Origin of the sequence: Neobacillus jeddahensis (assembly GCF_000612625.1) — a bacterium.
GTDB classification, from domain to species: domain Bacteria; phylum Bacillota; class Bacilli; order Bacillales; family Cytobacillaceae; genus Neobacillus; species Neobacillus jeddahensis.
Genome location: NZ_CCAS010000103.1, coordinates 1 through 7,431, shown reverse-complemented (window position 1 = coordinate 7,431; position 7,431 = coordinate 1). Strand labels below are relative to the sequence as shown.

The following is a 7,431-nucleotide window of genomic DNA, read 5'->3' as shown; positions in this document are numbered from 1 at the left end:
CCGCCATTAAAACTCGAGGGCGATGCCTACGAATGGAATTTCCGTGAAGATGACGATGATTATTACACACAACCAGGGAAATTATTTAATCTAATGACACTTGAACAACAACAACGTTTGTTTGAAAATACGGCACGCAATATGCAAGGGACAACCAAAGAAGTTCAGCTCCGCCATATTAACAACTGCTATAGAGCTGACCATGCCTATGGAGAAGGCGTTGCTAGAGCACTCGGGATTGAGATGAGTGAAGTAGAAGCTGCTAGTAGTAAGCAAGAGTTATACCATTTATAAGAGAAAGAAAGGGAGATTAGCATCACAACTAATCTCCCTTTCTTTCTGGAATTAAAACCTTACGTTAACCTGTCTACTTCACTTTTCTTTGTCGTTGTTCATAAAGACCTCATATTGAAAACATCAACAGGTCCCAAGATCAAATGGAACCCTAGGAGTCTAGTATATTTTTCAGATTGAATGCACTACAGCATCATTTCCTTCACCAATTCGCGATTACGCTTCTTAAAAAGCTCATTGTGTGAAGAGACCATTGCCACTTTTTGGGCGTCTGGCTGAATAAATTTCTTCGCCTTATTAACCGCATTAGCTGCATCCTGGAACGCTCCGGCAATTAAATTGACCTTGCCCTCATACATGAGAATATCGCCAGCCGCGAACAGTCCCTCGATCGACGATTCACTCGTGGCATTACCGGAAATATAATAGGAATCGACCATGGCAATATTCAACTCACTCTTCTCCAGCAGCGTCGCATCCTGTTCATAACCATGATTAATAATCACCTCATCGATTGGCAGCTCCATCACCTCTCCGGTTTGCTGATGGGTAAGCTCAACTCGGTCAATCACTTCATGATTGGCACTCGCGATCAATTTGGTAATGCACGTATTAAAGAAGCAGTGTGCGGAACTGTTCATCAGCTGACTGACCTGTGCCTCATGTGAAGAAAATTCATCTTTACGGTATGTAACATACACCTTTTTGGCAATTGGTTCTAATTCATTGGCCCAATCAATAGCCGAATTTCCACCCCCAGAAATGATCACCGTTTTATCCTTGAAACTCATTAACGATTTCACCGTGTAATGCAGATTAGATACTTCAAACCGCTCTGCCCCTTCAATCGCTAGCTTTTGAGGTTTCAAGATTCCACTTCCGATCGCAACAATAACGGTTTTTGAAAAATGGCTCTCACCGGAAGCCGCCTCGATCACAAAAATACCTTCTTGATTACGATTAATCGCTACAACCTTTTCATTCAAGACAACCGTGGGATTAAAGGTTAATCCCTGTTCGACCAGCTTATCAATGAGGTCTGCCCCCGAAATCGGCGTTTGCCCACCCACATCCCAAATCATCTTTTCTGGATAAACATGAATTTTCCCGCCTAATTGCGGTTGATATTCGATCAGCTTCGTCTTCATTTCTCTAAGCCCGCTATAAAAAGCAGAGTACAGTCCTGCTGGACCGCCTCCAATCACTGTCACATCAAACAATTCCTGCTTATCCATTCCGCTCACTCCTCAAATCAAATGTAATTGATTATCATTCTCATTTAAATATACCCTAAGTGTTTTTATTTGACAATATAAAAAATTGTATTGACAAGTACGAAAGTCTCGAATTATAGTATAGGAGTAAACGATATTGATAATCATTATCAGTTATTAATTATTAATCATTACATACTGGAGGTCAGATAATGGTTCGCCTATATACAGAGAATTTAAAAATTGGCTATGGTGAACGTTTAATAGTTAAAAATCTTAACGCTGAAATTCCTGACAAAAAGATTACCACCATCATCGGTCCCAATGGCTGCGGAAAGTCGACCCTTTTGAAAGCGATGACACGAATTATCTCCCAGCAAGCTGGTACCGTTGTCTTAGATGGAAGGGATATTTCAAAGGAACACACCAAGCTTCTCGCCAAAAAAATGGCGATCCTGCCGCAGTCACCGGAAAGTGCTAGCGGACTAACCGTGGCTGAGCTTGTCTCCTATGGACGTTTTCCCCATCAACAGGGCTTCGGCCGTTTGTCCAAAAAGGATATGGACGTGATTGACTGGGCACTGGACGTGACAGGTACCTTCGACTATAAGTTTCTACCGGTCGATTCCCTATCTGGCGGACAACGCCAGCGAGTATGGATTGCCATGGCACTCGCCCAAGAAACGGAGATTATATTCCTCGATGAGCCGACTACTTACTTGGATATGGCCCATCAACTTGAAGTATTAGAACTTTTACAAAAGCTCAATCTTGAACAAGGACGTACGATCATCATGGTCCTCCATGATTTAAATCAGGCCGCTCGGTTTGCCGACTATATCATCGCCATGAAGGACGGTCAAGTCATCAAGGCCGGTGATTGTGAGGCGGTCATGACACATGACGTGCTGAAGAAAGTGTTTCATATCGATGCGCAAATTGGTCGAGATCCACGTACAAACAAACCTATGTGTATAACTTACAACTTATTAAGAGGAGATAAACGAAATGAAAAAGCTGCTACTCCCATTTATCCTGCTGTTAGTGTTAATTATTAGTGCCTGCAGTAGTGACACATCATCTAGCAAAGAAGAAAGCAAACCTAAGAAAGACGAAACGCCAAAAACCTTCACATATCAATCTGAAACCGGTCCTGTTGAGGTTCCTACCCATCCAAAGCGCGTCATCCTTCTGTCTGGATTCACAGGTAATGTCATTGACCTAGGCGTTAATGTGGTCGGTGTGGATGTTTGGTCAAAAAACAACCCTACCTTTAAGGATGAATTAAAGGATGTTGAAGAGGTTTCGGACGAAAGCTTGGAAAAAATTATTGAATTAGAGCCAGATTTAATTATTGGATTATCTAATATTAAAAACATCGATAAATTAAAAGAAATTGCTCCAACCGTAACGTATACTTGGGGTAAATTAGATTACTTACAACAGCATGTTGAAATTGGCAAACTATTAAACAAGGAAAAAGAAGCACAAGCATGGGTAGATGACTTCAAGAAACAGGCCGAAGAGGCTGGCGATGAAATTCGTGCCAAAATTGGTGAAGACGCAACAGTTTCAGTTTTCGAAGCATATGATAAAGACCTATATGTATTCGGGGACAACTGGGCGCGTGGAACAGAGATTTTATATCAAGCGATGAAACTAAAAATGCCTGAAAAGGTAAAAGAAATGGCCTTAAAAGACGGCTATTACACCCTTTCTGCAGAAGTCATTCCTGAGTATGCCGGCGATTATATTGTCATGAGTAAATATGCAGATGCAGATACTGCGTTCCAAGAAACGGACACCTACAAAAATATTCCGGCTGTCAAGAACAACCATGTTTTTGAAATGACTGGTAATGGTGCATCCTTCAGTGATCCTGTTACATTGGAAAAACAACTAGCATTCTTTAAAAAGTCATTCCTAGAAAACTAGTAAAGCTCCGGCGCCTTGACAGGTGACAGGCTTGAGCTAAAAAGGGAACAAACTATATATAACACAGAGGAATCTTTCATGCAGGATTCCTCTTCCCCTATTCTATGAAAGAAAAGATGAGACTGATGACGACAGAAAAACGACGTACTATTCCATTTACAGTGAAACTGATCGCCGGAATCCTTGTGTTACTGGGGATGTTTGTCATAGCCATGGTGTTCGGAGCTGCCCATATCACCGTTCATGATGTCTGGCTCGCCCTAACCTCTTCCTCAAAAAGTGAAGAGATTTCCATCATACGCGACATTCGCCTTCCACGTGAAATGGCTGCTATCTTTGTTGGCGCCGCACTAGCTGTTTCCGGTGCCATTATGCAAGGATTGACCAAGAATCCGCTGGCTGATCCTGGATTACTAGGTCTAACGGCTGGTGCCTATGCTGCTTTAGCTGTTACGAAGGCCTTTTTCCCCTCAGTTGGATATTTCGGGATTACGATTGCCTGCTTTATTGGTGCCAGTGCAGGGACCCTGATGGTGTTTGGCATCGGTGCCATGAAAAGAGGCGGTTTCTCTCCGCTGCGAATTGTCTTAGCGGGTTCAGCAGTATCAACCTTTTTATACGCTGCTGCCGATGGCCTTGGTCTTTTCTATAAGGTTTCAAAGAATATCTCCATGTGGACAGCAGGAGGAATGGTTGGAACCACTTGGGGACAACTAAAATTGATTGTTCCATTTATTGTGATTGGGATCGTCATCGCAATTCTATTCGCAAGACAGCTCACCATTTTAAGCCTGAATGAGGAAGTTGCAGTCGGCTTAGGGCAAAAAACAGCGCAAATTAAAACAATCCTGTTCATTGCTAACATTCTTTTAGCCGGTGCCGCTGTGGCATTAGTCGGGAATATGGTCTTCATCGGCTTAATGATTCCCCATATTGTCCGAGCCTTTGTTGGAACCGATTACCGTTTTATTCTGCCCATGGCCGCTATCTCGGGGGCAAGTTTCATGCTGTTAGCTGATACACTTGGACGGACAATTCATGCTCCATATGAAACACCCGTTGCGGCAATTGTCGCCATCATGGGGTTACCTTTCTTCCTGCTCATTGTTCGTAAAGGAGGCAAAGCATTCTCATGATTCCATCTACTTTACTGAGAAAACAACGTCTTATTTTCGGAAGTTTACTCGGCCTTATTTTGCTAACTATCATCATTGGGTTTGGAATCGGCTACTCTACGGTCTCTTATAACCGGATTATCCCGACCCTACTCGGCCATGGAACGTTTAAAGAGGAGTTTGTGCTATTTTCAATTCGTTTGCCGCGGATCATTATTACCATCTTAGCCGGAATGGCACTGGCACTTTCTGGGTCGATTTTACAAGGGATTACCCGCAATGATTTAGCAGACCCAGGGATTATCGGGATCAATTCTGGGGCTGGGGTCGCCGTAGCTGTGTTCTTTTTGTATGCCCCGATTGAACCAGGTTCATTAGTCTACATGATCCCCCTGCTAGCCTTTGTCGGGGCATTATTGACTGTTCTGCTTATTTATCTGTTTGCCTATGACCGAAAAGCAGGATTACAGCCTGTCAGATTAGTGTTGGTCGGAATTGGTTTTTCCTTCGCCCTTTCCGGTCTGATGATTGTCTTGATTTCATCTGCTGAACAAACAAAGGTGGATTTTATTGCTAAATGGCTGGCAGGAAATATTTGGGGAACAGATTGGCCCTTTATTTGGGCCTTGCTGCCATGGCTGATTATCCTGATTCCCTTTACGCTTTACAAAGCCAATCGGCTGAATTTACTCGGACTAAGTGAGCCTGTATCGATCGGAGTGGGGGTATCGGTTGAAAAGGAACGGATTGTTTTATTGATGGCTGCTGTCGCCCTCGCTGCTTCTGCGGTGTCGGTAACAGGTGGAATTGCCTTTATCGGCTTAATGGCCCCACATATGGCGAAAGCCTTAGTTGGACCACGCAATCAATTATTTATCCCCATTGCAATCCTCCTTGGGGGTTGGCTGTTATTGTTTGCTGATACCATCGGTCGAAATCTCATCCAGCCAGACGGTATACCAGCCGGCATCATGGTTGCAATCATTGGCGCCCCTTACTTTATGTATTTGCTTTTGAGAAAAATGTAAACAAAGAACTCCCGTGAAATGTTACTCACGGGAGTTTTCTCATCTAAACAATTAAGAAAGGGGATAAATGGTGTCAGGCACCATTTCCCACGATTATTTTCAAACCATCCTGAAAAAGGTCATCGCCTGTTTTTCCTGATGCAAAATAGTCTTCTATTCCTTTAGAAATTAAGGGATGCTCTTTTTTAAACTGGTCTAGATTAAAATGTTTGATTGCTTCCGGTGAAGGTGTAGTTTGCTCGTCTAAAACATACCCGAAAGTGTAATGGATGGCAGTAAGTACTTTTAACCGGGCTGATTGAAGATCTATGCCCGCATTTACAAAAGTTTCAATTCCCCTCTCAGTTAGTTTAGCCAGCATGCGTGATAGATTTGCATCAGCAACCACCCTGCCCCCATCTCTATATGATAACAATGCTCTTCGTAGTCGAGTGAACAATTGCAGAATCAAATCCTCCCACGACTCCTCGGCTTTTTGACAGTCAATATTCGGAAACTCCTTCAACAGGATAACTTCAGCCATTTCATTTACTAACATCTCTTTATTTCTAATGTGCCAGTAAAGGGCTGAAGGTTGCACGCCTAACTTTTTAGCTAATTTACGGAGGGTCACTCCCTCCAGACCATCTTTATGGAGCAATTGCAGTGCTTCATCTATGATTTGTTCTTTCCTTAATGCCATTGTAAAAACTCCTTTTTTCAATCAACTGGTTTACATACAACCCTCTACTAATAATTCATTTTGAACTACTTGACATGGTAATACAATACGCATATACTGAACAGTGTTCAATTGAACACTGTTCAGTAATTTGTTTATTGAAAGGGGATCAGTTATGAAAGCAGCCGTTTTACAAAAATTTGGTGATACTCCACGCTATCAAGATTTTCCAGATCCAGTACCAAGTCAGAATGAAGTACTAATTCAAGTAAAAGCAGTAACCTTAGAAAATATCGATAAAATGATGACAGAAGGAACCCATTTTGCCAGCAAGCAATTTCTAACCCAACTGCCGGCAATTGTTGGATTTGACGGAATTGGGGAACTGCCAGACGGTAGGCTAGTAGGATTTGGCGGAACGAAAGCACCATATGGAGCAATGGCAGAAAAAACAGTGGTGCCAAGTATGTATACTGTTCCTGTTCCGGATGATGTGGATGCCGTAATAGCTGCTGCACTGCCAGCTTCTGCATTAACCTCTTTGTTTCCACTAAAATGGGGGGCAAAATTACAGCAAGGGGAAACCGTCTTAATAAATGGGGCAACAGGCGTATCAGGAAAACTTGCTGTCCAAATCGCAAAGTTACTCGGTGCAGGGCGAATCGTCGGTACAGGCCGCAACCCTGAATCATTAGAACGAGTGATCGAACTTGGCGCTGATGCCGTTATTGACCTTACCCAATCAGAACAACAAGTAATGGAGGCCTTCAAAAAAGAAGCAGACATTGGGATTGATATTGTTCTAGATTTCTTATGGGGATCCCCAACCGAATTACTAATTAAGGCGTTAACCCCTCAGGAATTAGGTTTCACAGGACATAGAACTCGTCTAATCCAAATTGGAGAAAAAGCCGGAGCCAGTATCTCACTTCCAGCTGACGCTTTACGCACATCAGGGCTAGAAATTACTGGGGCTGCTGCTGGATTGACCGCGGAAGCCATGAATGAAGGGACCAATCTAGTTTGGGAATGGCTCAAAGGAAATAAATTGACGATGGACATCGAAGAAGTACCACTTCAAGATATTGAAACGATATGGAAAAGGAATGATTTTCAAGGTAAAAGGATTGTCATCATTCCATAATAAACTATTGGGACCTGTGAAAACTCCAGTCTAAAAAAAA

General features: G+C 42.8%; 8 protein-coding genes. 6 read left to right on the top strand and 2 right to left on the bottom strand.

The annotated features are described in order from the left end of the window. The coding region (locus TY15_RS22430; protein ID WP_042375629.1) for a catalase-related domain-containing protein at positions 1-294 on the top strand (294 nt) is incomplete at its 5' end. Positions 295-479: 185 nt separating this feature from the next. Here the strand turns inward: TY15_RS22430 and TY15_RS22425 are convergent. Continuing rightward, positions 480-1,529, bottom strand: a complete 1,050-nt coding sequence (locus TY15_RS22425) for an NAD(P)/FAD-dependent oxidoreductase (RefSeq protein ID WP_040203599.1) — start codon at positions 1,527-1,529, stop codon at positions 480-482. A gap of 191 nt (positions 1,530-1,720) precedes the next feature. On the opposite strand from TY15_RS22425, the gene TY15_RS22420 reads away from it, so the two are divergent. The 4 genes from TY15_RS22420 to TY15_RS22405 all read left to right on the top strand — a co-directional run bounded on the left by TY15_RS22420 (position 1,721) and on the right by TY15_RS22405 (position 5,586). Continuing rightward, positions 1,721-2,566, top strand: a complete 846-nt coding sequence (locus TY15_RS22420) for an ABC transporter ATP-binding protein (protein WP_040203597.1) — start codon at positions 1,721-1,723, stop codon at positions 2,564-2,566. Next, entirely contained in the window at positions 2,517-3,443 is a 927-nt protein-coding gene (locus TY15_RS22415; RefSeq protein WP_040203596.1) for an iron-hydroxamate ABC transporter substrate-binding protein, read from the top strand. Before TY15_RS22420 ends, TY15_RS22415 begins: the two co-directional genes overlap by 50 nt. 125 nt (positions 3,444-3,568) lie before the next feature. Continuing rightward, positions 3,569-4,579: a FecCD family ABC transporter permease gene (locus TY15_RS22410; protein ID WP_040203594.1), complete on the top strand. Its 1,011-nt coding sequence runs from the start codon at positions 3,569-3,571 to the stop codon at positions 4,577-4,579. After that, entirely contained in the window at positions 4,576-5,586 is a 1,011-nt protein-coding gene (locus TY15_RS22405; RefSeq protein WP_040203593.1) for a FecCD family ABC transporter permease, read from the top strand. Before TY15_RS22410 ends, TY15_RS22405 begins: the two co-directional genes overlap by 4 nt. 73 nt (positions 5,587-5,659) lie before the next feature. Here the strand turns inward: TY15_RS22405 and TY15_RS22400 are convergent, their stop codons facing one another. Beyond that, positions 5,660-6,268 carry a TetR/AcrR family transcriptional regulator C-terminal domain-containing protein gene (locus TY15_RS22400; protein ID WP_040203592.1) on the bottom strand — a complete coding sequence of 203 codons (609 nt, stop codon included), beginning with the start codon at positions 6,266-6,268 and terminating at the stop codon, positions 5,660-5,662. A 154-nt stretch (positions 6,269-6,422) separates the two neighbouring features. Here TY15_RS22400 and TY15_RS22395 point away from each other — a divergent pair, with 154 nt between their 5' ends. Beyond that, positions 6,423-7,391, top strand: coding sequence for a quinone oxidoreductase family protein (locus tag TY15_RS22395; protein ID WP_040203590.1), 969 nt, complete (start codon positions 6,423-6,425; stop codon positions 7,389-7,391). Positions 7,392-7,431: the final 40 nt, after the last annotated feature.

Coding starts and splice junctions, on each gene's coding strand:
- TY15_RS22425 (WP_040203599.1), bottom strand. CDS start 1,529: ATGGATAAGCAGGAATTGTTTGATGTGACAGTGATTGGAGGCGGTCCA.
- TY15_RS22420 (WP_040203597.1), top strand. CDS start 1,721: ATGGTTCGCCTATATACAGAGAATTTAAAAATTGGCTATGGTGAACGT.
- TY15_RS22415 (WP_040203596.1), top strand. CDS start 2,517: ATGAAAAAGCTGCTACTCCCATTTATCCTGCTGTTAGTGTTAATTATT.
- TY15_RS22410 (WP_040203594.1), top strand. CDS start 3,569: ATGACGACAGAAAAACGACGTACTATTCCATTTACAGTGAAACTGATC.
- TY15_RS22405 (WP_040203593.1), top strand. CDS start 4,576: ATGATTCCATCTACTTTACTGAGAAAACAACGTCTTATTTTCGGAAGT.
- TY15_RS22400 (WP_040203592.1), bottom strand. CDS start 6,268: ATGGCATTAAGGAAAGAACAAATCATAGATGAAGCACTGCAATTGCTC.
- TY15_RS22395 (WP_040203590.1), top strand. CDS start 6,423: ATGAAAGCAGCCGTTTTACAAAAATTTGGTGATACTCCACGCTATCAA.